This window comes from Anabaena sp. PCC 7938 (assembly GCF_049315035.1).
Classification (GTDB): domain Bacteria; phylum Cyanobacteriota; class Cyanobacteriia; order Cyanobacteriales; family Nostocaceae; genus Anabaena; species Anabaena cylindrica.
This window is the reverse complement of sequence record NZ_CP186034.1, coordinates 2,893,276-2,916,091: the sequence shown is the minus strand read 5'-3', so window position 1 is coordinate 2,916,091 and position 22,816 is coordinate 2,893,276. Positions and strand designations below refer to the sequence as shown.

Annotated in this window: 26 protein-coding genes and 1 pseudogene; 7 read left to right on the top strand and 20 right to left on the bottom strand. The window is 36.7% G+C overall.

What is annotated here, in order from left to right:
- Positions 1–3: 3 nt before the first annotated feature.
- Complete coding sequence (locus tag ACOWPH_RS13350; protein ID WP_015215867.1) at positions 4–1,005, top strand: YgfZ/GcvT domain-containing protein; 1,002 nt, start codon at positions 4–6, stop codon at positions 1,003–1,005.
- 102 nt (positions 1,006–1,107) lie between these two features.
- Here ACOWPH_RS13350 and ACOWPH_RS13345 read toward each other — a convergent pair whose 3' ends face one another.
- The 5 genes from ACOWPH_RS13345 to ACOWPH_RS13325 form a co-directional block, all read right to left on the bottom strand.
- Positions 1,108–1,875 (bottom strand): DUF5331 domain-containing protein, encoded by a 768-nt coding sequence (locus ACOWPH_RS13345; RefSeq protein WP_015215866.1) that lies wholly within the window; start codon positions 1,873–1,875, stop codon positions 1,108–1,110.
- Between the two features lie 54 nt (positions 1,876–1,929).
- Positions 1,930–2,244, bottom strand: coding sequence for a (2Fe-2S) ferredoxin domain-containing protein (locus ACOWPH_RS13340; protein ID WP_015215865.1), 315 nt, complete (start codon positions 2,242–2,244; stop codon positions 1,930–1,932).
- Between the two features lie 45 nt (positions 2,245–2,289).
- Positions 2,290–2,523: a type II toxin-antitoxin system BrnA family antitoxin gene (gene brnA / locus ACOWPH_RS13335; RefSeq protein WP_015215864.1), complete on the bottom strand. Its 234-nt coding sequence runs from the start codon at positions 2,521–2,523 to the stop codon at positions 2,290–2,292.
- Entirely contained in the window at positions 2,513–2,773 is a 261-nt protein-coding gene (locus tag ACOWPH_RS13330; RefSeq protein ID WP_015215863.1) for a BrnT family toxin, read from the bottom strand. Before ACOWPH_RS13330 ends, brnA begins: the two co-directional genes overlap by 11 nt.
- Before the next feature lie 261 nt (positions 2,774–3,034).
- Positions 3,035–4,009, bottom strand: a complete 975-nt coding sequence (locus tag ACOWPH_RS13325) for a cysteine synthase A (RefSeq protein ID WP_015215862.1) — start codon at positions 4,007–4,009, stop codon at positions 3,035–3,037.
- Between the two features lie 324 nt (positions 4,010–4,333).
- Here ACOWPH_RS13325 and ACOWPH_RS13320 point away from each other — a divergent pair, with 324 nt between their 5' ends.
- The 3 genes from ACOWPH_RS13320 to ACOWPH_RS13310 all read left to right on the top strand — a co-directional run bounded on the left by ACOWPH_RS13320 (position 4,334) and on the right by ACOWPH_RS13310 (position 9,194).
- On the top strand, positions 4,334–4,639 hold the full coding sequence (locus ACOWPH_RS13320) for a hypothetical protein (RefSeq protein WP_015215861.1): 306 nt from the start codon (positions 4,334–4,336) through the stop codon (positions 4,637–4,639).
- 12 nt (positions 4,640–4,651) lie between these two features.
- On the top strand, positions 4,652–6,733 hold the full coding sequence (locus ACOWPH_RS13315; protein WP_015215860.1) for a dynamin family protein: 2,082 nt from the start codon (positions 4,652–4,654) through the stop codon (positions 6,731–6,733).
- Between the two features lie 253 nt (positions 6,734–6,986).
- Positions 6,987–9,194 (top strand): dynamin family protein, encoded by a 2,208-nt coding sequence (locus ACOWPH_RS13310; RefSeq protein WP_015215859.1) that lies wholly within the window; start codon positions 6,987–6,989, stop codon positions 9,192–9,194.
- Positions 9,195–9,247: 53 nt separating this feature from the next.
- On the opposite strand, the gene ACOWPH_RS13305 is transcribed toward ACOWPH_RS13310, so the two are convergent.
- Together ACOWPH_RS13305 and ACOWPH_RS13300 are read right to left on the bottom strand one after the other, a co-directional pair.
- Positions 9,248–9,538, bottom strand: a complete 291-nt coding sequence (locus ACOWPH_RS13305) for a type II toxin-antitoxin system RelE/ParE family toxin (protein WP_015215858.1) — start codon at positions 9,536–9,538, stop codon at positions 9,248–9,250.
- A gap of 5 nt (positions 9,539–9,543) precedes the next feature.
- Positions 9,544–9,828 (bottom strand): hypothetical protein, encoded by a 285-nt coding sequence (locus ACOWPH_RS13300; RefSeq protein WP_015215857.1) that lies wholly within the window; start codon positions 9,826–9,828, stop codon positions 9,544–9,546.
- Positions 9,829–10,007: 179 nt separating this feature from the next.
- On the opposite strand from ACOWPH_RS13300, the gene ACOWPH_RS13295 reads away from it, so the two are divergent.
- Positions 10,008–10,250 (top strand): hypothetical protein, encoded by a 243-nt coding sequence (locus ACOWPH_RS13295; RefSeq protein WP_015215856.1) that lies wholly within the window; start codon positions 10,008–10,010, stop codon positions 10,248–10,250.
- The gene (locus ACOWPH_RS13290; protein WP_096713129.1) at positions 10,243–10,596 is read left to right on the top strand and encodes a type II toxin-antitoxin system RelE family toxin; all 354 of its coding nucleotides are present in this window, start codon (positions 10,243–10,245) and stop codon (positions 10,594–10,596) included. The genes ACOWPH_RS13295 and ACOWPH_RS13290 overlap by 8 nt, the downstream gene beginning before the upstream one ends.
- A 125-nt stretch (positions 10,597–10,721) precedes the next feature.
- Here the strand turns inward: ACOWPH_RS13290 and ACOWPH_RS13285 are convergent, their stop codons facing one another.
- The 3 genes and pseudogenes from ACOWPH_RS13285 to ACOWPH_RS13275 form a co-directional block, all read right to left on the bottom strand.
- Positions 10,722–11,168 (bottom strand): hypothetical protein, encoded by a 447-nt coding sequence (locus ACOWPH_RS13285; RefSeq protein ID WP_052334535.1) that lies wholly within the window; start codon positions 11,166–11,168, stop codon positions 10,722–10,724.
- Between the two features lie 68 nt (positions 11,169–11,236).
- The gene (locus tag ACOWPH_RS13280; RefSeq protein WP_081593704.1) at positions 11,237–11,416 is read right to left on the bottom strand and encodes a hypothetical protein; all 180 of its coding nucleotides are present in this window, start codon (positions 11,414–11,416) and stop codon (positions 11,237–11,239) included.
- A pseudogene (locus ACOWPH_RS13275) lies at positions 11,379–12,337 on the bottom strand (ISAs1 family transposase). Before ACOWPH_RS13275 ends, ACOWPH_RS13280 begins: the two are co-directional and overlap by 38 nt.
- 170 nt (positions 12,338–12,507) lie before the next feature.
- On the opposite strand from ACOWPH_RS13275, the gene ACOWPH_RS13270 reads away from it, so the two are divergent.
- Positions 12,508–13,149, top strand: coding sequence for a tetratricopeptide repeat protein (locus ACOWPH_RS13270; protein WP_015215855.1), 642 nt, complete (start codon positions 12,508–12,510; stop codon positions 13,147–13,149).
- Between the two features lie 46 nt (positions 13,150–13,195).
- On the opposite strand, the gene ACOWPH_RS13265 is transcribed toward ACOWPH_RS13270, so the two are convergent.
- The 10 genes from ACOWPH_RS13265 to hpsL all read right to left on the bottom strand — a co-directional run bounded on the left by ACOWPH_RS13265 (position 13,196) and on the right by hpsL (position 22,789).
- Entirely contained in the window at positions 13,196–13,597 is a 402-nt protein-coding gene (locus tag ACOWPH_RS13265; RefSeq protein ID WP_015215854.1) for a helix-turn-helix domain-containing protein, read from the bottom strand.
- Complete coding sequence (locus ACOWPH_RS13260) at positions 13,581–13,895, bottom strand: type II toxin-antitoxin system HigB family toxin (protein ID WP_015215853.1); 315 nt, start codon at positions 13,893–13,895, stop codon at positions 13,581–13,583. The genes ACOWPH_RS13265 and ACOWPH_RS13260 overlap by 17 nt, the downstream gene beginning before the upstream one ends.
- A 103-nt stretch (positions 13,896–13,998) precedes the next feature.
- Positions 13,999–14,577 carry a Uma2 family endonuclease gene (locus ACOWPH_RS13255; protein ID WP_015215852.1) on the bottom strand — a complete coding sequence of 193 codons (579 nt, stop codon included), beginning with the start codon at positions 14,575–14,577 and terminating at the stop codon, positions 13,999–14,001.
- 25 nt (positions 14,578–14,602) lie between these two features.
- Positions 14,603–15,187, bottom strand: a complete 585-nt coding sequence (locus ACOWPH_RS13250; protein ID WP_015215851.1) for a Uma2 family endonuclease — start codon at positions 15,185–15,187, stop codon at positions 14,603–14,605.
- A gap of 222 nt (positions 15,188–15,409) precedes the next feature.
- The gene (locus ACOWPH_RS13245) at positions 15,410–16,048 is read right to left on the bottom strand and encodes a peroxiredoxin (protein ID WP_015215850.1); all 639 of its coding nucleotides are present in this window, start codon (positions 16,046–16,048) and stop codon (positions 15,410–15,412) included.
- A 107-nt stretch (positions 16,049–16,155) separates the two neighbouring features.
- The gene (hpsP, locus tag ACOWPH_RS13240) at positions 16,156–17,337 is read right to left on the bottom strand and encodes a hormogonium polysaccharide biosynthesis glycosyltransferase HpsP (RefSeq protein WP_015215849.1); all 1,182 of its coding nucleotides are present in this window, start codon (positions 17,335–17,337) and stop codon (positions 16,156–16,158) included.
- Between the two features lie 7 nt (positions 17,338–17,344).
- Positions 17,345–18,520, bottom strand: coding sequence for a hormogonium polysaccharide biosynthesis glycosyltransferase HpsO (hpsO, locus tag ACOWPH_RS13235; RefSeq protein WP_015215848.1), 1,176 nt, complete (start codon positions 18,518–18,520; stop codon positions 17,345–17,347).
- Between the two features lie 235 nt (positions 18,521–18,755).
- The gene (hpsN, locus tag ACOWPH_RS13230) at positions 18,756–19,736 is read right to left on the bottom strand and encodes a hormogonium polysaccharide biosynthesis glycosyltransferase HpsN (RefSeq protein WP_015215847.1); all 981 of its coding nucleotides are present in this window, start codon (positions 19,734–19,736) and stop codon (positions 18,756–18,758) included.
- A 43-nt stretch (positions 19,737–19,779) separates the two neighbouring features.
- Positions 19,780–20,946 carry a glycosyltransferase family 4 protein gene (locus tag ACOWPH_RS13225; protein ID WP_015215846.1) on the bottom strand — a complete coding sequence of 389 codons (1,167 nt, stop codon included), beginning with the start codon at positions 20,944–20,946 and terminating at the stop codon, positions 19,780–19,782.
- Between the two features lie 169 nt (positions 20,947–21,115).
- Entirely contained in the window at positions 21,116–22,789 is a 1,674-nt protein-coding gene (hpsL, locus tag ACOWPH_RS13220) for a hormogonium polysaccharide biosynthesis protein HpsL (protein ID WP_015215845.1), read from the bottom strand.
- Positions 22,790–22,816: the final 27 nt, after the last annotated feature.

The following is a 22,816-nucleotide window of genomic DNA, read 5'->3' as shown; positions in this document are numbered from 1 at the left end:
ACTATGCCAACATCTGCAATTGACGGTAAAGACGCAACCGCTATCCACGCAGCGAGGGAAGGGGTTGCTGTAAGGGATGCCTGCTGCGGGCGTAGCCATCGCTCTCATTTGGGAATTATCCGTATTTCTGACGCTGATCGTCTCCGCTTTTTACACGGACAAAGTACTAATGATTTCCAACGCCTCAAACCAGGAGAAGGCTGTGATACGGTATTTTTAACATCCACAGCTCGGACAATTGACTTGGTAACTGGTTATGTTCTCGATGATGCTGTTTTGTTGTTAGTTTCGGCTAACCGTCGTGAGTTTTTGATGCAATGGTTAGATCGCTATATCTTCTTTGCTGACAAGGTAGTATTAACCGATGTAACGGAAGAAACAGCAATTCTGAGTTTAATGGGGACTCAAAGTAACTGCATTATTGAAAAGCTTGGTGCTGGGGCGCTGATTGGTCAACCTCATGGGAACCACATCTTAGTTGATGGTGCAATATTTGCTGTGGGTAGTGGCTTGGCTGCACCTGGATATACCTTGATTTTACCGATCGCTGAAAAACAAAAGTGGTGGGAGCGAATTTTAGAATTAGGTGCAGTAGAATTGAGCGATCGCGCTTGGGAAACTTTGAGAATCTTACAAGGTCGTCCAGCACCCGATTTAGAACTAACCGAAGATTATAATCCCCTAGAAGTAGGGTTATGGCAAACAGTGTCCTTTAACAAAGGCTGCTACATCGGTCAAGAAACCATTGCCAGATTGAATACTTATAAAGGTGTAAAACAATACTTGTGGGGAATCCGTCTTCATGCTCCTGCTGAACCAGGAAGCGTAATTACAATAGGAGATGAAAAAGTCGGTAAACTTACCAGTTATACAGAAACCCCTGACGGTCACTTTGGACTAGGTTACATCCGTAGTAAAGCTGGTGGAGTGGGTTTAAAGGTGCAAATCGGCGCAACTGAAGGGGAAGTAGTGGCAGTCCCATTTGTGTCTCATGAGTACCCATAAGAGGCAGGGTGCAGGGTGAGGAAAAGTCGTTTTGATTTCGGTGAAATTGGATAATTTATTTTTTGGAGTTCCTTTCAGTAGCATTGCGTAAAAAATATTGATTTACAATTTGCGCTTAATTGTTTCATCTTGTTGCCATTTTACACCCTGACAAGATTCATCTATCCAAGAAGGTAAACTACGGGCATTAGTCTGAGTAGGTGAAATACTGGAAACTTGTTTCACTGGGGTGTTCATAAATTTAGCGTTGTGATTGGGTTCAGTCATGTTGGGGAGGGAAGGTACAGCTTTGGTTTGAGTAGGAATTGCGGTAGTTATTGTCAGTGATGACTGAATGGGAGAATGCGATCGCACAGCCGACTTATCAGTTGGCTTAACCGTTTGTTCCCGTCTCATTCCAAAAGGCATTTTTGGTGGAGAATGGTGATCAATTGCTGTAGCTACTGCACCCACCGAAACAGGTTGGCCTTTTTCTTCAACACCTGTGGTAATTTTCAACAACACCTGTTTGTGTTCCTTTGGTCTTGGTGTATCTGCAACCTGCATCTTTACACCAGGCTTAGAGACAATCTCATTTTTAGCCACAGAATCCTCTGATTTTAATAAACCCAACTCCTCATCAGGATTAAAATGCAAACCTAAAGCCGTAACTATTTGATCAGGATCATTATTTAAATCCAGAATAAAAGGAAGTATTTCCTTCAACTCAGGTTCCAAAACAGAGAGAGTGGCCAACATATAACCAGATGAAGGCCGTCTGACACCATCATAAGAGTGCCAAACTCGCATTTTGACAAGCCAAGCACGATTTTCTTCACAGTAATTTAGCCACTTCATTTTTAAAGATTGACGTAGCTGCTGGATATCCATTAGTTTCCTCACTTCAGTGAAAAGAGTGCAGAATTAGTATAGTTTTAACGATTTTTATCCCTGGGGATGAAAACGATAATAAAGCATATGTTTAACTTTTTGACCACTTAACAAATGTTGTTCTACTATTCGAGTAACTTCGTGAGGTTGAACTCTGCCATACCAGACCATATCTGGTAAAACTAGCACCATCGGTCCATTACCACATTGTCCTAAGCAGCCACTAGCTGTAACTGTCACATCAGGAATTGATAAAGCGCGAAAAGCTGCTAAAACTTCTACTGCACCTTGTTTTTTACAAGTGCGATGTTGGCACACCTGTACGCACTTAGGGGTATTAGGTTGATTTTGAGTTGGGAAGTTTGACATTTTTTTGATATTAATTCGCTGAAAATATCCAAATCTTTACTTTTGTTATCCACTAGTAACTTTTTTATCAAGACGTTCAGCAAGCCACAATTTAATAATAGAATCAGAAGTAACACCCAAACGTTTAGCTTCATGTTCTAAAGCTTCAATCATCCAAATGGGGAAATCAATATTAATTCGTTTTTGTTCATAACCTGGACGACGTGCTTTAGATAAATCCAAGAAATCAGTAATGTCTTCATCGTCGTCAAATTTTGCATCAAACTCTTCAGCTTTCATAAATTTTTACCTCTTCATTACGAGAACGACGAACTGAAATAATTCTTATTTTATCATTACGATAAGTAATGACTCCTGACCAATGTTTATCGGCAATCTTGGCGATGACTAAAAAACGAGCCTCATCTTCTGTGCGTGCTGAAATTTCTATACGATTTACATCTGTCCAAAGTTTTTGCGCTTCAATAAAATCAATACCATGCTTGGTTTTATTAATTGCACTTTTGTTAGAGTCAAATTCAAACTCCATGATTTTTTTAAGCTAAGAGACGTTTATCAATTTGGTAGGAATCATTTTATCTTTGATTTTTTCTTACAGACAAACTCAATTAAAACTAAATTTTATCATCGCCACCCTAGTATACTCAAAACGGCTGAGATTTGAACTTTTGTAAGATTACGAAAAACCCGATATGTGTAGGGGTTTAGCACTGCGCTTTACCCCTATCTATAGAATCACACGATTAAGCCATTTTGAGTATAAATAGGGGCGACGAGTAGAAGAAAAATTCTAACTAATAACCAACCCTTTACTTGCTAACCATTCATGGTTAAATATCCTGGACTGATAGCGAGAACCACTGTCACACAAAATAGTAACAATAGTATGTCCTGGCCCCAAGTGTTTCGCTAAAGCAACAGCAGCACCAACATTAATCCCAGTAGAACCACCCATTAACAAACCATCTTTTCGTAGCAACTGGTAAACAACACGTAAAGCTTCTGAATCATCAATTTGGATAGCATCATCAGTAGGTGCGCCTTCCATATTGCCTGTAATCCGACTATTACCAATACCTTCAGTGATAGAATTACCTTCCATCTTGATTTCGCCAGTTTTGATATAACTGTATAACCCACTACCTAAAGGATCAGCGACAACACATCTTACCGCCGGATTCTTTTCTTTCAAATACATCGCCACACCAGCATAAGTGCCACCAGTACCAGTTGCCGCTACCCAACCATCTACTTTACCGTCGGTTTGTTCCCAAATTTCCCGGCCTGTGGTTTCATAATGGGCGAGACGATTAGCTAAATTATCAAACTGATTTGCCCAAATGGCATTTTCCATTTCCGCCGCAATTCTACCCGATAGCTTGACGTAATTATTAGGATCTTTATAAGGTACAGCAGGAACAGGACGGACTTCTGCACCCAAGGTAGTCATTGCGTCTATCTTTTCTTGGGATTGGGTATTGGGAATAATAATCAGACATTTGTAACCTTTGGCATTGCAAATATGCGCGAGTCCAATGCCAGTATTACCTGCTGTTCCTTCTACTACTGTTCCACCAGGTTTGAGTAGACCTTTTTTTTCCGCGTCTTCAATAATGTAAAGTGCAGCGCGGTCTTTGACAGAACCACCAGGATTGAGAAATTCAGCTTTGGCGAGGATTTCGCAGCCTGTTTCTTCACTGAAGCTATTTAAGCGAATCAGTGGTGTGTTACCAATAGTGCCGACAAATCCTTGTTTGATATCCATGTTGAATTTACTTGAATTCTTTTCTATCAAAATTTTGGCGTATAAGTGAATCTATTCTCAATGCCTTACAATGCTTTAGGTGAGAAATTTACCCACAATTTCCGAAAAGACACTAAAAAACCTTGCATCTCTGTTCATGAGGTAACTTGTAATATTTAGTAGAGTGCGTCAGATGCACCCTAAAAGAGATATTTCGCCAGCACTCTTGAACCTTTCACAGTCGTCTGTTCAAGTTATTGAAGCTGACGCAGTGATTTTACAGTTGGTTGCAATTATGAGCGTAAGCTAAAATACAGGGTAATTGACTAAAAGGGGTGGATACAGATGGCATCTCAAGATGAACACAATCGAGAACTTCAACGCAAAGTTGAAATGCGACTGCGGGAAATAGACAATCAAATTAATCCTAATGAAGCACCTGTTTATCAAACCGTTAAACATCAACCCGAAAATTCTCAAAAGCCTTGGATGAGAAAAGTAATTCTCGGTGCAAAGCTTTTTGGATTTGCTATTGCAACCTTGGTCGCAGTGCGGGTAGCCTCTGTATTAGCTGGAGTTGTTATTTTTGGCGCTTTGGCTTTTCTCACTTACAAGCTTTTTTTGGAATCCAAAATTAAAAACTCTAAATAAAGTGTCATCACCATGAATTATCAAGTTGGAACTGACAAATTTATCAATGATTTAGAGCGTGTTGCTCAAGTACGTTCAGAGATTGCGGTTTGTTTGAGTAAAATCGCAGATACAATCAATCAAGCCGAATTAGCTGGAGATAGTTCTTCAGGTAAACTTAGTTTATCACGGGACATTGAAGATATTACTGTAGCTAGTAAAAATCTCAACAAAGGTGTATTTCGCCTTTTGGTTTTAGGTGATATGAAACGAGGAAAAAGTACGTTTCTTAATGCCTTGATTGGTGAGAATTTATTACCCAGTGATGTAAATCCTTGTACAGCACTATTAACAATTTTACGCTATGGGGCAGAAAAAAAAGTTACCATTCATTTTAATAATGGCAAAAGTCCCCAACAGCTAGATTTTCAAAGTTTTAAATATAAATATACTATTGACCCGGCTGAAGCAAAAAAGTTAGAACAGGAGCAAAAACAGGCTTTTCCTGATGTTGATTATGCAGTTGTTGAGTATCCTTTAACTTTGTTAGAAAAGGGTATTGAAATTGTTGATAGTCCAGGGTTAAATGATACGGAAGCCCGAAATGAGTTATCTTTGGGTTATGTCAATAACTGTCATGCAATCTTGTTTGTGATGCGTGCTTCTCAACCTTGTACTTTAGGTGAAAGACGTTATTTAGAGAATTATATCAAAGGTAGAGGTTTATCGGTTTTCTTCTTAGTTAATGCTTGGGATCAGGTGAAAGAATCGTTAATTGATCCTGATGACGTGGAAGAGTTAACAGCAGCAGAAGATAGACTCAGACAGGTTTTTAAGGCCAATTTAGCCGAATATTGTTCTGTAGATGGACAGGATATCTACGATGAAAGGGTATTTGAGATTTCATCCATTCAAGCACTGAGACGCAGGTTAAAGAACCCCCAAGCCGATTTAAGTCAGACTGGCTTTCCTGAGTTTATGGGGGCATTGAACACCTTTTTGACTAGAGAAAGAGCGATCGCAGAATTACGTCAAGTCAGAACCTTAGCTAGACAAGCTGTAAACCATACCCGTGAAGCGATTGATAGACGTATTCCTTTACTTGATAAAGATGTTGATGAATTAAAAAACCGCATTAATTCAGTTGAACCTGAATTTAACAAACTCACCAATATCCGCGATCAATTTCAAAAAGAAATTATCAACACCAGAGACAATCAAGCCCGAACAGTATCTGAATCATTTCGCAGCTATGTTTTAAACTTAGGTAACACCTTTGAAAATGATTTCCTGCGCTATCAACCAGAATTAAACTTGTTGGATTTCTTGAGTAGTGGTAAACGAGATGCTTTCAACACCGCATTACAAAAAGCATTTGAACAATATATTACAGATAAGTTTTCAGCTTGGACTTTAACTGCTGAGAAAGACATGAATTCAGCCTTTAAAGAATTATCTCGCTCTGCTGCTCAATACGGTGCTTCTTATAGTCAAGTCACCAATCAAATCAACGAAAAATTAACAGGACAACCAGTTAAAGTCAATGCCAATAATACCACAGAAGATGATAACTCTCCTGGATGGGCAAAATGGGCAATGGGTTTGTTATCTTTATCTAGAGGTAACTTAGCTGGTGTAGCTTTAGCTGGTGCAGGTTTCGATTGGAAAAATATCCTTTTAAACTACTTCACCGTTATTGGTGTTGGTGGAATAATTACCGCAGTCACAGGTATTTTTCTGGGGCCAATTGGCTTCGCTTTGTTAGGTTTGGGGGTAGGAATTTTACAAGCAGATCAAGCACGGAAAGAGTTAGTTAAAACTGCCAAAAAAGAGTTAGTTAAATATTTACCGCAAGTAGCACAAGAACAAGCACCACTTGTTTATGATGCAGTCAAAGAATGTTTTGATGCTTATGAAAAAGAAGTAAGCCAACGCATTAATGATGATATCAATTCTCGCAAATCGGAATTAGATAACTTACTCAAACAGAAAGAAACGCGAGAGATTAACCGTGAAAGTGAGTTCAAACGTCTAAAAAATTTACAGGAAGTTGTCATTGAACAACTGCAAAAAATCGAAGCTGCATACAGTAACTTGTTAGCTTACTATAGCTAATCATGTAAATTCAAAAAAATTACTCCCCTCCTCGCTTGCGGGGAGGGGTTGAGGGTGGGGTCAAATGGAAGTATAAAAGAGCAAAATGCCAATGTACCAAAAATATCAAGATTATAGATAATTGTAGGTTGGGTTGACGTAAGGAAACCCAACATAATTAAAACTTTGTTGGGTTGCGCTGTCGCTTAAACCAACCTACACAACTAAAAGTTTTCACTCTCACACCAAGCGAATTGAATTATTTTAGACAAGTATGCAAAAACAATATCAAGGTTATCAAGAAATAACAAATTCTCTGAAATCTACCTGTAAATTAATAAATTTAGATCATCAATCTAAACTTTATCAAGATGTCATTGCAATTTCCAATCATCTCGCTAATCCTAATTTCCAGATTGCAGTATTTGGCCCCTTTAATCATGGTAAATCAACTTTGTTAAATGCAATGTTGGGAAATCGAACTTTACCAATTGATTTAATTCCCACCACAGGTGCAGCAATTACTATTAAATATGGTAGTGATGTCAGAACTCGGATTATGTTGGTAGATGGTACAGAAATCTACCGCAGTGGCACAGATATTTTACAAAAATTTGCGATTCTTGATGGTAATAGACAGATGCGAAAAGATGTTGCATCTGTTGAAGTTTTTTGTCCTCATCCTTTTTTAGAAACGGGTGTCGAATTTGTTGATTTACCGGGGACAAATGATAGAGAAGCGCAGGATAATTTAGTCCGAGATAAGTTATTAGGTACAGATTTAGTTATCCAATTATTAGATGCGCGTAAACTAATGACTTTAGGTGAACGGGAAAACCTACGTGATTGGTTATTAGATAGAGGAATTAAAACAGTTATTTTTGTGGCTAATTTCTTGAATTTACTAGAACCAGAAGAACAAAAACAAGTCCAAAATCGCTTGTTATTTGTAGCAGAAAGTTTTCGCTCAGAATTACCTGCCGGTTTTAGTAATTTATATCGAGTTGATGCTTTACCCGCTTTACGCGCTAGATTAAAAGGTGATGTTGCGCTTGCGAATAGTAGCGGTTTAGCAGCTTTTGAAACAGCTTTACAGAACATAGTCGGAATTTTACAGCAAAATACTGGTGGTGTCCGTTTACCAAGAATTGAGGGTATTACCTCGCAAATTCAACGTTTATTAGTTGATAAAATTTACAAACTTAACAGTGAAATTAAAATATTTGATGATAAAGAAAATGCTAAAAATGAAATTAAACAAAAAGCTAAAAATCTAATCGAACAAGGCTTTAATACTAGCGTTTATGAATTACGTAATTGGTTATCTTTACCAAATTTATTAGCTAAATACCAAAGTGATATTGCTGTTGCATTAGCAGAAAACAATTTGCAATCTTGGCAAACAAGAACTCTAAAAAAAGACTTAACCGAATTGCAATTAGCGGTGATAAAATGGCTGTATCAAGCTTATGAATTTTTCAAATCAGAAAGACCAGAAGATTTAAAAATACCATTTCCTAATACACCCCAAATAACTCTACCTGCAAAACAAAATAATACCAATGATATAACAGATCCTGGTTCTATAGCTGTAGGTGGTGGTATTGGTTGGCTATTGGGTGGACCTGTAGGTGCTGCGGTGGTTGGGAGTATTTCTTATTTATTAAATAAAAATATTCAAAAAGCTGAAGAGAATATAGCTAAAGAATCTTATCATCAACAAGTTGCTAAAATTTGTATAACTGAGGCTGAAAATTATTTATCTAGTTTTAGTAGTCAGGGTTTATCTATTTTAGCTGAATATGAACAAAAAGCTGTGAAAGTCATTAATTTTCAAGTTAGTCAAGAACCGCGAGAAATTAGTCAAAAACGTGAAGATATAAAACAATTACAACATGGATTTAATCAGTTATTGACAGAATTGGAGAAAGTAAATATTAAAACTAAATATCAACCTTATAAAGAAACTCCTAAACCTGCAAATACTCAAACACCACCTCAAGAAAATAGTACCAAGTATACATATACAGAAAAGAAAGTAGAACTACCCCCTCAACAGGTTTATACTCCACCTGAACCAAATACTCCTCAAGTCAAAGTGGAAACACCACGTCAGCAGGTTTATACACCTCCACCAAATCCCGCAGAAACAGAAGCTAAATTTCGCGCTTGGGAACTTGATCAAGAAATAGCGCAAATGAAAGCTAATATGAAATCTCCAGGGAAACAGCAACAAACAAATGCAAATCAAAAAGCACAAAATCCACCAAAGACACAAGTAGAGAAAGATAAAATTGCTCGTGCTTATAAAATTTTAGGGTTACAACCTACTGCTTCTTTCGCTGAAGTGAAACAAGCTTATAAGACATTGGTAAAAAAATGGCATCCTGATTTATTTGTGAATCAACCACAAATGCAAAAACAGGTACAAGAAAAGATTCGGTTGGTGAATGAAGCTTATAATATTTTAGCAGAATTATAATACATAAATTTGATTTTAAAATAAAAAGCGATCGCTTTCAATTTTGCTACTTATTAAATAGGTCTATTTTCTCGTCCATGATATATACGTAAAATAATTACCTCATCCTCAAGAATAACGTAGTGGATTATAAAGCCGTACTTACCAAAAGCAACTATAAGCTTTCGTAATCCTGCTATTTCATCTATAATCGCACCGCGACGTGGATTTTGTTGTAGAGTTCCACCAGAAGCAACAATTGCTTGTATTGCGCGGGCTGCTGCGTCAGCATTACTAAGTGCTATAAAATCATAATGACGATTTAAGTCACTAATGGCAGTTTCAGTCCAAACTATCTCAGACATTATTATTATTGTTGAATCATTAAACTATTTGCCCATTTCTGGACTTCTTCATGTTTGACTCCTGAACCTGTATGAAGGTAGTTTTCTAAAGCAGATTTGCTTTGCTCAATCATTTCTTTTTCACTAAGAGACTGAAAATTTAATTCTGTATCTATTTGACCATAATTAAGTGATTCTGCTCCTAAATCTTGCTCTTCTTGAGCTAATTCTGTGGCTAAAAATTGAATGGCTTTGATTTTTTCTTGATGAGATAATTTTTGCAGTGAGGGTAAAATTTCTGTTAATTTCATAGAAATCAGGGGGAAAGCTATTTATATTATACTGTAAGTGCCATTTATTTTCCATTGATACGGAAAAGCGTTAGCATTAGCTTACCGCAGGTATTTCACTCACTCCATTATCTCAGATATTTACGTTATAATTTTCTTAAATCAAAATTAGTTAAACAATTAAAAAGTAGCTAGAAACTATGAAAGCCTTAGAAGTTACCGGAAAAATACAAGAAGGACAATTAACCTTAGATTATCCTTTAGAAATTGATAATATTAATGCTGTCAAAGTAATTATTCTTTTACCAGAATCAGATGATTATGATCTTGATGATACTCCCATAGAAGAAATAAAAGAGAGTTTAACTAGGGCTTTTACAGAAGTAAAATCTGGTAAAACTAGACCTATTTCTGAATTATGGAAGCGAATTGAAAGTGAATAATATAGATGATATCTCAGTTAAATTTTCTCCTGAATTTGAAAAAAAATTATATAAATTGTCAAAACAATATCGGAAAATTCGTGATGATATTGAACCAGTTATTTTGCAGTTACAGGAAGGAGAAATAATAGGAGATCGCTTGATAGGGTTAGGAGAGGAATATCAAGTTTATAAGGTTAGGGTGAAAAATAGCAATATTCAAAAAGGTAAAAGTGCGGGATACCGAGTTATTTATTATCTACAAACTGCCACAAATATTATTTTGTTAACAGTATATTCAAAATCTGATCAAGAGGATATTGGTGTTGCAACTATTCAAGGAATTATAGAACAGGTTATGGAATAGAATAACTAATTTCCATAGATACAGAAAAGCGATCGCACTTGTGAAGTCAACATGGCTAGAGTGCGATCGCTATAAGTCAATATTCAATTAGTTATGATGAGCTAAAAACACGGTAAATTCAATTTCTAGCTAACTAAAACTGATTTTTTACGATTCCTGATAACCAAACTGCCAATAGTGCCAAAAACTAATAAGCTTAAAGTAGTTGATGCTTCTGGAACTTTTTTGCTACTTATGAGCGATGTTATATCATTTCCACATTCAGGAGAGAACAAAGCAGTAAATTGACCTTCAGGAAGCAATCCTGAATCAAAACTTATTCCTATGGTATTATAACCCTGAACTCCAAAATAACTAGATTCAAAACCTAGAGTTTGTAAAGCATTAGAATCCAAAAGATTGACATTACCTTTCCAGTTACCAGAAGCAATAACATTGAGAATATGTTGACTAGAATCAATCTCAGAAGTATTTACTGGTAAATCTCCCATTGAGGATGTTCCCCCATTATTTTGAACATAGTCATGATATTCACCTACATTTGCTAATGTTAGTCCATTAGCTACACTCATAGACTTAGCCACAACATCATCATAGAAACCTAAAGCATTTACTCCAGCTGCATTATTATTAACCAGGGCTATTTCATTCTAAATAGTTGCTTGAGTGTGCTAAGACCAAAACAGGCAAATCTTTGTGCTTGAGCCATATTTTTAAAGTCATGAGAACGGTAAAGATTTAGAGCTAAATTACGAGCTATAGCAAAAATTTGAACTAATCCATTAGTACGAATGCGAGAATGATCTTCTCCTTGAGTCACATCTTCTCCCATAATGCACTTTGTTTTCAACATCCCAATAGCTGCGAATCTTTTGAGCAAACGTATCAGCAGTAGCTGTGAATGAAGCAATATAATAACGAGTTTCAGTTTCAACTTCTATGAAATTTTGCTTGATAATTTGACGTTCAGACTGGACTCGAATTACTGTCTCTAGTCCTGGCCAATCACGTTGACCTTGATACTTGCAAATACTAACAGTACGTTTTTCAATTCGACCATGACCTTTATTAATTTGCAAATCTATCTGTTCTGGTTGAAAATTTGCTTCTACATCTTTAAGTAACCCGGATTGATTACCTTTCAATGCACCGATGTAGTCATTACCACTATCCACAATCAACTGGCAAGTTTTTTTTGAGTATTAATAGCATCAAAGGCAAAAATCACTCCTTTTGCCGCTATTTGTGTGAGCATCGGTGGTAAGGCTGTAATTTCATTACTTTTACAGTTTACTTGATATGGTTCTAAAATCAGTCCTCTTTCCACTATATAGGCGGTTACTAACATAATTGCTGGATGTGCTTCTGAATTAGGATTGTCAGTTTCTAGCTGATAAGAACCGCGTAGTACCTTACCATCCACGGCGACCATTTCTCCTGGTAAGGGTTGTATATCAAAGAATCTGGCTAATCTGACTGAGTATGCTTGATAATCAGTTTGTAGTAATACACGCCGAATCGCGCTGTATGATGGCAATCTGTTCTTTTTTGGTCTAAATAAAGTTATTAATTCATCTCTATAAGCTTTAATCCAGTCCCCCATTGCTAGGAAACCCCTGTTGCCTGCCACAATCGCCAAAGTAAACAATGCTAGACACAGTGCTTTTTCATGGCGTTGTCCTGCGGTTCTTCTGGGGTCTGGTAAGTCTGTGAATACTTCTAGAATTGCTATTTCTGACATTTTTCCTGCTTATAGATGCCTAGATATCTCTACCATTTTATCCTCTCTTTTAGAATGAAATAGCCCTGGATTCGTATAGATTAGCAGATGAATACCTAGATTCAATCTTTAAATTAAATACAAAAAATATAAATTTATTAAATTCTCAAACAAACAAAGCAGCTTGTTTTGTGAATATAGGTTGTTGTCTAATAGATTTATGGGAAATAGAAGACGCTATTAAAATTTTTGAAGAGGGCTGTATTTTTATTTCTAATAATATAAATATTATTGACAACCAATATATCTTAGAATCATGGTGTCTTTTGGCTTTTCTGAACTCACATTTGGGCTTTAACCAGAAAGCATCTGAATTCGCAGAAAAAGCTTATAGTAAACTAGTATTAACTGAATGCAGTGGATGGAGTGCATGGAGTCAAGGATATGGACTATTATTTCTTGGCTTAACATATAAAAATTTACATAGTAACAAAGAATCTTTTGAAATGTATGACAGAGCAATATCTTTTGCTGAACAAAGTAATTACACTCAGGTAACGGCTAAAGCTTTAACTGGTTTAGCAGAACTATACCGAATACAAGGTGATTTTGAAACAGCACTTTTTCATCATTCAGAATCAATAGAACTATTAGATAAAATTGGTGCTAAATGTGATTTAGCAGAAGCATATTATCAATTAGGCTTAACATATCAAAAAATGGGTGAAACCGAAAACAGCCACACCAACTTTAATGAAGCTATCCGACTATTCAATGAAATGGAAGCACTCAAGCAAGTTGAGAAAGTGGAAAAAGCGAAAATCCAAAATTAAGCTACAGAAAAATCTGTAAACTGCCGAGATTCAGGACAAATAAATTCTACTCATGAAATAAACTTGCTTCTACATTAAAAAATTCTCCAAGTTTTTGGGATAATTCTATATTTATTTTCTGCTTTCCATTTAAAATATTATCAACCAAGCTTTCTGAACCCAAAAAAACTTGTAAATCAACTTTATTTTTACCAGAATCATCCAAAAGGAATAATAACATAGATTGAGGATTATTTTGTTGATTAATCTGATAATATTCTTGTTCAAATTTTTCTATTAAAGTAATTAGCAATTGATAAAGTTCATCTTCTTCAGGGCTGCGTTCCCGGTGCATTAAATCTTCCACAATGGCTAAAGCTTCTTCATTTTCTGCTTCAGTCTTGATAATTTTGGGAAGATACGCAGTTAATAATTCTTTGTATTTTTCTGGATTAAAAGTAAGGGTCATTTTTCCAATTATCCTTATCGTATTCTGCGTGAGTGAGGATATATTTAATATAAATTAATTGACCTTCGTAATCTATGCTAACAATTAATCGGTATTTATTCCCTTTAATATTGAAAACTGTAAAATTCCCAACAGCTTCAGCTTTCGGAAAAACCTGTTGCACTTCGACTAAGTTTGACCATTTAGCTTTACTAGCAATCTTATAGCGGTTCTCGGTTGAGTGAGATACAAGAACACCACCCCCAACCCCCTCCCCGCAAGCGATGAGGGGGCTATGATGTATTTCATTTAAATACATACCGCTATATACCAGTTGTTCAGTGATTCCTGACAATCTGCATGATTTTCTATATATTTCTTTAATATTCTAAAACGAATAACGTGCATATTCCTGTTTATAACTACCAAATTTTCCCCATACTCAAAACAAATCCCGGTAAAACAGGTTCGCAATTAACAGCATCAGGATTTTCTAAACATTCTTCTATTTGTTCAGGACGATAAATATAAACTCGGCGATTTTTGCGGTCAATTAATAAGCCTAATTGTATTCCTGGTTCCTGCATATATTCCGTCATTTTGTCTTTTAACGGTTGCAGTTTATCAGAAGCAGACCTTAATTCGATGATAAAATCAGGACAAATAGGTGCAAATTTTTTCTGTTGTTCTGGTGTGAGTGTATTCCATCTTTCTAATTTTATCCAGGAAGCATCAGGAGAACGATCTGCACCTGTGGAGAGTTTGAAACCTGTGCTGGAATCAAAACCAATTCCTGTACCATCTTTTTCAGTCCAAACTCCTAGCTGTACAGCTAAGTTGAAATTACGGCTTCCTGTTTCTGAACCTGTAGGTGGCATAATTGATATTTCTCCAAATTTATTCCTCTCTATGCGTAAATCACGGTTTAGTTGACAGAATTCAAAGAATTGTTCATCTGTCATTGATGACGGCATTTGCAACATTAAGGGAGATGAAAGCATGGTGATTTCCTTCTGGTTATTTTATTTACCAAATTTTACTCATATTCAAAATAAATCCAGGTAAAATAGGATCACAGCTAACAGTATCAGGATTTTCTAAACATTCCTCTATTTGTCTAGGACTATAAATATAAACTTGGCGATTTTTGCGGTCAATTAATAAACCTAATTGTATTCCTGGTTCCTGCATATATTCCGTCATTTTGTCTTTTAACGGTTGCAGGTTATCAGAAGCTGACCTTAATTCAATGACAAAATCAGGACATATGGGTGCAAACTTTTTTTGTTGTTCTGGTGTGAGTGTATTCCATCTTTCTAATTTTATCCAAGCAGCATCAGGAGAACGATCTGCACCTGTGGAGAGTTTAAAACCTGTGCTGGAAGAAAAAGTGATCCCTGTACCATCTTTTTCTGACCATACCCACAATTGTCCAAGGATGTTACCTTCTCGGTTTCCTGTTTCTGAACCTGCGGGGGACATGATTGATATTTCTCCAAATCTATTTCTTTCAATGCGTAAATCACGGTTTATTTGACAGAATTCAAAAAATTGATCGTCTGTCATTGGCATTGAAGATGGCATTTGCAATATTAAGGGGGATGATAGCATGGTGATTTCCTCCATATTTGCTTACCGAAATGACTTTATTATATCGTTACGAATGGTTTGTGATTATATAGCGGTTCTTGGTGAGATGCAATACAATCTAGACAATTAAGGGCGGGGAAACCCCGCCCCTACAGGTTTTCTGATGAAAATTGCTATATATAAAAAATGGTGGGTTACGCTGTTGCTAACCCACCCTACGAAGAATATTTATGTTACTGGAAATTATTTGTTAGGTTGGGGTGTCATGCGTAAATAAGGTTTGATTTCTTTGTAACCTTTGGGGAATTTCTCTTTGAGAACTTCGGGATCTTTTAATGATGGAACAATTACGCAGTCTTCTCCATCTTTCCAGTCAGCGGGGGTAGCGACGCTGTAATGATCAGTTAATTGCAGAGAGTCAATTACTCGCAATAGTTCATCAAAGTTGCGTCCTGTACTGGGGGGGTAGGTGAAGCTAAGACGCAGTTTTTTGTTGGGGTCGATAACGAAGACGGAACGCACTGTAATGTTTGCAGCTGCGTTGGGGTGAATCATGTCATAAAGGTCGGAAACCTTTTTGTCTGCATCTGCGAGAATGGGATAGTTGAGGGCGGTTCCTTGAGTTTCTTCGATATCTCCCACCCAACCATTATGGGAGTCTACATCATCGACGCTGAGTGCGATCGCTTTTACGTTGCGTTTATCAAATTCTGGTTTCAGTTTAGCTACTGTACCTAATTCGGTTGTGCAAACTGGTGTAAAGTCAGCAGGGTGGGAGAATAGCACTACCCAGCTATCACCGGCCCATGCGTAAAAATCAATATCACCGTGTGTTGAGGCTTGAGTAAAGTTGGGTACTGTATCACCAAGACGGAGAGTCATGCGAGATTCCCTGTAATTAAGAAGACATATTTTTACTGTGTTATCATGACACAGAACTGTAAATTATCCCATCAACATTCCACCGGTTGCAACAAAATTTTAAATTTCTAAACTTTTTGGTCTGCCACAATTTCCTGATAAGCTTGAATTACTTGTTGTGCGATCGCATCCCAGCTAAAATTCTCTAAGGCATATTTTTCGGCATTTACTCCCCGTCGCTGGCATTCTTGGGGATTTGACAAAGCCTCTTTTAATAAATCCACCAGTGATTTTACATCAGTTTTCCCCACCCAACCCGACTCACTATCTACAACCTGTTGATATATATGCACTTGGTCAGAAATAACCACTGGTTTTCCTGCGACCATTGCCTCAGCTACCGCAATGCCAAAATTTTCATAGTAAGAAGGTAAAACAAATAAATCCGCAGCTTTTAATAAACTTTGTTTGGCTTCACCCGTAACAAAGCCAGTAATTGTTGTGTGTACATTTAGTGGTGAATTTTCAATTTCAGATTTAATTTTTTGTTCATAAATTGGATCTTGAGGATTTGTTCCCGCTAAAATAAAGTGAAATTTAAAACCATCATTTAACAATTTTTCTAATGCAGGAAGTAATAAATCTAAACCCTTTTTTGGGTCAATACGAGACATAAATAAAACTACAGGTTTATCACTAGGAATATCCCATTGGTTACTAACTGAATTTTTCCCATCTTCCGAGGGAGGAATTACACCCAAAGGAATCACTAAATCTTTAGTTTTTACGCCGAATCTTGCTGATATTTTCGCTTCTTGTTCGCTAGTAAAATGAATTGCTGCTGCACCTGCTAAATTACCACATTCTAGAATCTTCACATAAAGCTGTTTTAATAGTTTTTTCTTCCTTAAATCAGCCGGATCTAAAGTTCCCAAAGGACGTAAAATATAAGGTAAATTTTGTTGCCGACAAATTAAAGCTGAGGCACTACTAACAGGAGAAAATAAAGCATGAATATGGGCAATATCAAAATTTTTAGCGTGAATTTTTAACCATATCAATAAATCAAGAGAAAACTTATATCTGCGAAATGGCGCACAACGAAAGTAAATAATATCATAACCATCTTGCTTTATAGGGCGATTTAAAGGCACATCAAGAGGTTTTTGACCATAATCGCCATTACTATCTGTTGTAAGGATTGTAACTTCTTCACCTGCCTTTACTAACGCTGGGGCTAACCCTAATACCATTTGACTAGGACCGCCATAAATTAAAGAAATTGAGGGAACAATATGTAATATTTTCATATAAAAACTAATGACTATTAACCAATTCTTGATAAAATTCAAATTGTTGTTGAGCTAAAGCCTTATTTGTATATTTAAGCATTGCTTTTTGATAACCAAATTCACCCAAATTTTCAGCCAAATCAGGTTTTTCCATTAATTGCAATAAGCAATCAGCTAAAGCTTGAATATCACCTTCAGGAAAAATCAAACCAGCATCACCAATTACATAAGGAATCTCCCCAGAATCAGAACCAATTACAGGAACTCTGCAAGCCATAGCTTCAATTAAAACATGGCCAAACTGTTCCTTCCAACCCGCAGCAGTCAGGGTTTTAAACTTGTAAGTTGTTTCTGAAGGCAAAACTAAAGTACTCATTAAATTGATATATTTAGCCACTTCATCATGGGGAACACTTTCTACCACAATCAGTCTATCTTGAATATTATTTTCTGCTGATATTTTAATTAATTCATCTTTTAAATCTCCTCGTCCTAATAGTAATAATTTCCAAGATTTATTTTTTAAAGATACCAATGATTGCAATAGAGTTAATAAACCTTTTTCTGGTACAAATCGACCAACAAAACCAACAACAAAATCCCCTTCATTAATGCCTAATTTAGCAGCTAATTCTGGTTGTGTTTGAGGAGTAAAAAGAGTTTCATCTATACCTAACTGTGGCATAACTTTAATTTTTCCGTTATATCCCCTTTGACGTAAAATTTCTGCCCCATCTTGATTACCAGCAATAATTCCATCGCTATTATTAAGATTAAATTTTTCTAATAAAGCAACGGGTAATTTCAATTCATAAGGCAAATTCCACCAAGTGAAAAATATATTCTTAGCTTTAAGTCCTAATAGTTGATTTAAAATTATCATTTGTGTATAAGCCAAACCCCTAGAACCTTGTTCTACATGAATAATTTGGGGGCGGAATTTTCGCAACAAAGTTATTAAATCAGCACCAAAAGTCAGCAGCCCTTGATGATTTTGACTAAAATTAGATACGGGTACTATTTTAAATGCACCTTCATCACGATATTCAGATTCAATAATTTTATTTTGTACCCCTCCTGGTTTCCAAAGTTTAGGAACTACAACAGTAACTTCAATTCCCGGTTGTAGTCGTGATAAAGCGCGTAACTTTTCACAATTCAAATCTACGATATAAGTATGACTAGCAACTAAGATTCTCATGATAAATCTTGAATATATATAGACAACATTGAACGAAACAGAACCCTACTTTCTTCCTTCTTCCTTCGCATCCTTTTCTTCAGAACGCTGTGCGGTAAGCGAAACTATGCCGTAGGCTTTACGCGTCTATCCCTACGGGACACTGCGTGAACGCGGTTCATTTAATCCATATTCTTCTGGCGGGCAAGATGCCCACCGCACAAGAAAGATGTTTTAATTGTAGAGTTAGGAAAATCTAAATTTGTTGATCTAACCGACTATAAATTTGCCCATCATTCCAGAGTGATTGAATCATACTACCCACAGCTTTCAGAAAACCCAAAACATAGAAAACCCCGCGAGTTGCCACTTTAATCGGAGAACCGCTTTTATAACAAGGTGGATTCCCCAGAACATGACAATCAAACAAACGTCCGTAAAGACGTAAAGCTTGAGTAAAGGTCAGGTTTTTCAGCCCCAGTAAAAAATGGTTGTGATAGAAAGTGATTTGATAATTTAGCGATCGCATACTAATATCATGACAGCCTCCCGTTTCTTCCCCTAAATGTACCAAATGAGCCTCTGGGTCATACCAAATCTTATATCCTGTTTTTCTCACCCGCAAACAGAAATCTGACTCTTCCCGCACCGCACTACCCCGAAACCTTTCATCAAACTTCAGTCCATACTTAGTAAAAATTTCGCGGCGAAAAGACATATTACAACCCCGCGCTGTAAGCACTTGTTGGGGTTTGGTAGTATGGACTAAATCAATGTGATACCAAGCAATTCCAGGGTCCATTGCTTCCGGGGGTAAATATTCAATCTCCAATTTTCCCCCAGAGTCGCCTAATTTCATTCTGTCAAATACTCGCCCCGCAACAGCCCCTATTTCTGGATTTTGCAAATAATTTTTGACATGGGCGCTTAAAAATCCAGGTTCTAACTCTACATCATCATCAATAAATAAGACGATTTCACCCTGTGATCTTCTCACTGCATAATTTCGCGCCCCTGGTAAACTCGCCCAATTCAAACGCAACAATTTAATTTTACCTGCTGCTGACATTTCTTCCAAAAAGGCTTGAGTTTCTGGTTCGTGAGTTTGAGTTTGATCTACTACTAAAACTTCAAAATGCGGATAGTCCTGCCTTAAAACATCAACAATGCTATCTTGCAAAAGTTTTTCCCTTCTATATGTAGGGATAACGACTGAAATTAAAGGGTAATTATCCATAAGTTTTGATGGTTTAAATTGTATTAATTAAGATTCCATACCTTCAGTATACCCCTGCTGCGGCTGCATAGAGATCATCGAATAGCTGATTTTGTTTTTCGGCGTTATTTACGTTTTGTGCCTGTGCTAATGCTCCAGTACTTAAAGATTCGTAATGTTCTTGTTTATCATCTCTGTCTAAAAATTTGATAATTTCTTGCAAAGCTGCTGCTGCTAAATCATCATAGGTACTATTCAAAATTTGCCAATATTCATCAGTTGGTAATTTTTCAGTATTTACCCAATTTTTCCATTGTCTAGATTCATTAAGTGGTAAATCTAACAGATATCCATTTTCTCCAGGTCTAATTAACTCTGGTAATGCACAGATATTAGTTGATATTGCTGGTGTAGCCACAGAAAATCCTTCGGCAATACTAAATCCATAGGTATCCTGTAAAGTTGCCAATAATTGGAAATGACTTTGTGAGAGTAATTCCAGTACTTGTTTATTAGGAAGACTTTTATGATAAATAACATTATTTAAATCTAGTAGTTTCAAATCTTCAGCATATTTATCTCGATTAGGAAAGTCTGTAGGTACGCCTTTACCCATTACCAATCCAGATATAATATGTACTTTAATCGGTAAGCCTAATTGTTCGGCTTTTTTAGCGAATCTGAGGGCAACAATTCCACCCTTTCTAGCAATATGACCACCTACAAAAATAAATTGGAGTTCTTGTTTTTGGTCGTAGGTTTTAGGATGATTAGCCCTCACAGGAAAATTAGGATGAATTACAGTTAGTTTTTGTTTGATTTTTTCTGATACATCCCAGCCTTCTATTCTCTTGATAATTCTGTATTTGGCAAACTCTGACATAGCGATAATTTTCTGGCAATTATCTAGTCCTAAGCGATTATTTAAGATGTTATAGACTATAGATTCTAGTTGATTTTTGGGATTTCTATATAAAGAACGGTGGTCTTCAAATGTGACAAACCAAGGTTTATTTGTAGATATAATTCTATTAAAAGAGTGAATTACTTCATAACCACTCCATATTGGTCGCCAAGGTATAAAGCTACCTAAAGGATGCCATAATTTTGCTATTGGATATTTACCTCTGGGAAAAGGTTGGGGATAAATGAGAGTATGTCGAGAATTACGGGGTAAGTTGTGTGTGCTGATGTGTTTTTGACCGCTAATCACTACTTTGAGCTTTTTCATTTTTAAGTATTCCAAGTATTAGAATTGTGATTTTGAATATCTTTTAATTGTCAACTACTTGTGATTATTTCGTAAACCTTTTTTTAATATTTCACCTTTCAAATATTTATATCTATAAAATATTAAGACTTCATCAAAGCCAGTTTTTTCATGATTGGGAGTATTTATTTCAGATAGATGGTTGACTCTTGAGATTATTTTTAAATGGACGTTTTTTCCGACCTTTTTGGTTAATTAGCTTCTCGTCTGGACTCAGTTGTTGCTCCAGCAATGGCAACTTGAGTAATATCCCTATACTCAACCAATAATAGACACATACGGGATCGACATCTAGAGGATAGTAATAAGTATTATAACTAATAGCTAGTATAAACACCCACATACTAGCACCATATGTCCGTAAATTAAGGTCTTTTATGGAGCGATATACTTTAAAAGTAGCAATCGTTATACTGGTAACAAGGCCTAGAAAAGCTAGTACTCCCACAATTCCCACTTCATACAACACTTTAGGGTAGTAAGTTTCCACCAACTTGGTTGAACCCAATGCGCGAGCCGAGTTGGTAGCTCTTCCTAAACCAGAACCAATGGGGGTTTTGACACCTTTCCAATTCTCTTCAAATTGATCCAGAATAAATGCTTGCGGTGGTGACGCATTCCAACGACTTGTAAAGCTATCTATTCTATCTTGGACAACAACAGGGTTAGCTGCCATGGCAATTCCCAAAATTAAAACGATCGCTCCTCCTACAGGGATAAACCGTTTGAGGTTTCCCACTTGACCAGTCAAGAATAACAAAAGCACGAAGCAGGTTGGGACTAAAGCTAGGGCAATTCTCTGGCCTGAAACAACTGCATTCATAAAGACTAATGCGAGAGTCACTAAGCCAATTATCCGCCAAATAATGGAGCGATCGCTAAAACTAGTAGCAAAGGTAAAAAATGTACTAGAAATTAAGAACCAGGCCCACTGCCAAGGGGCTACAAATGTTCCTGGTAATCGGATTACCCCTTGTTCAGGGGTATATAATAATGCCCCACCCACATAACAACGAGCTTCGAGTGTGGCTTTAAATAAAGCATCCCCTTCAACACCAACAGTCCCTTTACATACTCCTATTGTGAGTAGAAAATATTGCATGATTCCTAAGAGACAGCACACCAGGATCAGCACGATCTGAGTACGCGAGAACAGCAAAAAATCTTGCTGATTGCGAATTAAATAGTAGGCACAACTAATTAAGGGTAAATAGCCCAAAAATACTTTTAAGCCGAGAATTCCCACTCCAAGGGGTATGTCACTAGAAGGTGCGCTTAGAACTCCATTACTGATAGGTGGGTTAAACTGCTCTCCTCCATTGATGAATATCAGGGTTAGCATAGAGCAGCCAAAGAGAATCCATAATGGGGTTTTAATGGCTTGGGGAACGATGAAAGGTTGCTTTTTCTGGCGGCAAGTTTGCCAAAGTGCGATCGCAGCGGGGATATAAAAAGCATCTTTAGCTAATTGCATGACGGGATTATTGCCAATGTAGTAAATAATTGTCCCTGCAAAAGGTAAGTAGATGATAAAGGCGTATATAGCGTGGCGTGGATATTTATAAGAAAATGACAGTATTAAAATTCCTAATATAGCGGGGACTGCTAGTTTAATTCCCCCTACAAAAAAAATCATTAATCCTACGAATAAGCTAACCCCCCCAGCAATAGTAAGTAAGCTGATAAATTCTTTGCGCGCTAGGGCGGCTTGTCGTTTCTGGGCTAATTGTTCTTTAAGGCTGAGAGTGGGTTTGTCAGCTGACGACTGCTTTTTTGCTTTGCGGGATTTTTTGGTTTTTGCCATAAGATTTGAGTACCGAGTACCGAGTAC

Excerpts from the sequence above, each read along its gene's own strand:
- hpsP (WP_015215849.1), bottom strand. The coding sequence starts at position 17,337 with ATGAAAATATTACATATTGTTCCCTCAATTTCTTTAATTTATGGCGGT.
- brnA (WP_015215864.1), bottom strand. The coding sequence starts at position 2,523 with ATGAAAGCTGAAGAGTTTGATGCAAAATTTGACGACGATGAAGACATT.
- ACOWPH_RS13320 (WP_015215861.1), top strand. The coding sequence starts at position 4,334 with ATGGCATCTCAAGATGAACACAATCGAGAACTTCAACGCAAAGTTGAA.
- hpsL (WP_015215845.1), bottom strand. The coding sequence starts at position 22,789 with ATGGCAAAAACCAAAAAATCCCGCAAAGCAAAAAAGCAGTCGTCAGCT.
- ACOWPH_RS13340 (WP_015215865.1), bottom strand. The coding sequence starts at position 2,244 with ATGTCAAACTTCCCAACTCAAAATCAACCTAATACCCCTAAGTGCGTA.
- ACOWPH_RS13345 (WP_015215866.1), bottom strand. The coding sequence starts at position 1,875 with ATGGATATCCAGCAGCTACGTCAATCTTTAAAAATGAAGTGGCTAAAT.
- ACOWPH_RS13285 (WP_052334535.1), bottom strand. The coding sequence starts at position 11,168 with ATGAGTGTAGCTAATGGACTAACATTAGCAAATGTAGGTGAATATCAT.
- hpsN (WP_015215847.1), bottom strand. The coding sequence starts at position 19,736 with ATGGATAATTACCCTTTAATTTCAGTCGTTATCCCTACATATAGAAGG.
- ACOWPH_RS13245 (WP_015215850.1), bottom strand. The coding sequence starts at position 16,048 with ATGACTCTCCGTCTTGGTGATACAGTACCCAACTTTACTCAAGCCTCA.
- ACOWPH_RS13350 (WP_015215867.1), top strand. The coding sequence starts at position 4 with ATGCCAACATCTGCAATTGACGGTAAAGACGCAACCGCTATCCACGCA.
- ACOWPH_RS13260 (WP_015215853.1), bottom strand. The coding sequence starts at position 13,895 with ATGTATTTAAATGAAATACATCATAGCCCCCTCATCGCTTGCGGGGAG.
- ACOWPH_RS13265 (WP_015215854.1), bottom strand. The coding sequence starts at position 13,597 with ATGACCCTTACTTTTAATCCAGAAAAATACAAAGAATTATTAACTGCG.
- ACOWPH_RS13300 (WP_015215857.1), bottom strand. The coding sequence starts at position 9,828 with ATGAAATTAACAGAAATTTTACCCTCACTGCAAAAATTATCTCATCAA.
- ACOWPH_RS13255 (WP_015215852.1), bottom strand. The coding sequence starts at position 14,577 with ATGCTTTCATCTCCCTTAATGTTGCAAATGCCGTCATCAATGACAGAT.
- hpsO (WP_015215848.1), bottom strand. The coding sequence starts at position 18,520 with ATGAGAATCTTAGTTGCTAGTCATACTTATATCGTAGATTTGAATTGT.
- ACOWPH_RS13305 (WP_015215858.1), bottom strand. The coding sequence starts at position 9,538 with ATGTCTGAGATAGTTTGGACTGAAACTGCCATTAGTGACTTAAATCGT.
- ACOWPH_RS13310 (WP_015215859.1), top strand. The coding sequence starts at position 6,987 with ATGCAAAAACAATATCAAGGTTATCAAGAAATAACAAATTCTCTGAAA.
- ACOWPH_RS13225 (WP_015215846.1), bottom strand. The coding sequence starts at position 20,946 with ATGAAAAAGCTCAAAGTAGTGATTAGCGGTCAAAAACACATCAGCACA.
- ACOWPH_RS13315 (WP_015215860.1), top strand. The coding sequence starts at position 4,652 with ATGAATTATCAAGTTGGAACTGACAAATTTATCAATGATTTAGAGCGT.
- ACOWPH_RS13330 (WP_015215863.1), bottom strand. The coding sequence starts at position 2,773 with ATGGAGTTTGAATTTGACTCTAACAAAAGTGCAATTAATAAAACCAAG.
- ACOWPH_RS13295 (WP_015215856.1), top strand. The coding sequence starts at position 10,008 with ATGAAAGCCTTAGAAGTTACCGGAAAAATACAAGAAGGACAATTAACC.
- ACOWPH_RS13325 (WP_015215862.1), bottom strand. The coding sequence starts at position 4,009 with ATGGATATCAAACAAGGATTTGTCGGCACTATTGGTAACACACCACTG.
- ACOWPH_RS13250 (WP_015215851.1), bottom strand. The coding sequence starts at position 15,187 with ATGCTATCATCCCCCTTAATATTGCAAATGCCATCTTCAATGCCAATG.